We start from the raw sequence: 767 nt of genomic DNA on the forward strand, positions 1-767 counted from the left end.
CGACGCGGTGGTCCAGGGCTGGCTGGTGGCGGCCGCGATGCCGCCGCAGGAGACGACCGCCTGGCTGCGGGCCCGGGGCGAGCACGGCTGGCGCCGCCCGGCCGAGCTGGCCGCCGCGGCGGCAGCGGCGGCGGCCGCGGCCGCCTCCGCCGGGACGACCACGACGCCGGTGCCGGAGCTGGAGCAGCGCCCCTCGGGCCGTACATCGGGTCCCCGCCCGGCGACGACGTAGGACCGGCTCGGAACCGTCTCCTCGAAACCGTGTCCTCAGCCATGTGGCCGACCCCATAGGATTGGGGGCCGGCGGCACATTTCCACCTGCCGCGCGGCGTCTGGCACGCACGCTCGCCGCGTTGCCGAAACGCCCGAGTGGCTCCGCCACGAGGGCGCTCCGGCGCCTTGCGAGCGCACGCGCCAGACGCCGCGCGGCCCGTCCTTCGGACGGACGGTGGAAATGTGCCGCCGGCCCCCGGCCAACCACACACCAACCCCTGAGGATCGCTGCATGCCTGGCATCACGCGCGAGGAGGTCGCCCACCTCGCCCGGCTGGCGCGTCTGGAGCTGAAGGGCGAAGAGCTCGATCACTTCGCCGGACAGCTCGACGACATCATCGGCGCGGTCGCCCGCGTCTCCGAGGTAGCCGACCAAGACGTACCGCCGACCTCCCACCCGCTGCCGCTGACGAACGTCATGCGGGCGGACGTCGTCCGTCCGTCTCTCACCCCCGAGCAGGCGCTCTCCGGCGCCCCGGCCCAGGAGCAGCAGC

General features: G+C 75.0%; 1 protein-coding gene and 1 pseudogene. Both read left to right on the top strand.

Annotated features, from left to right (window positions below; all coding sequences use genetic code 11):
* Nucleotides 1-232, top strand: a pseudogene (locus EAO73_RS35375) (EAL domain-containing protein); the annotation flags it as partial.
* A 273-nt stretch (nucleotides 233-505) separates the two neighbouring features.
* A partial coding sequence (gatC, locus tag EAO73_RS35380; RefSeq protein ID WP_147975625.1) for an Asp-tRNA(Asn)/Glu-tRNA(Gln) amidotransferase subunit GatC occupies nucleotides 506-767 on the top strand: 262 nt, incomplete at its 3' end.

Source organism: Streptomyces sp. col6 (genome assembly GCF_008042035.1).
Lineage (GTDB): Bacteria > Actinomycetota > Actinomycetes > Streptomycetales > Streptomycetaceae > Streptomyces.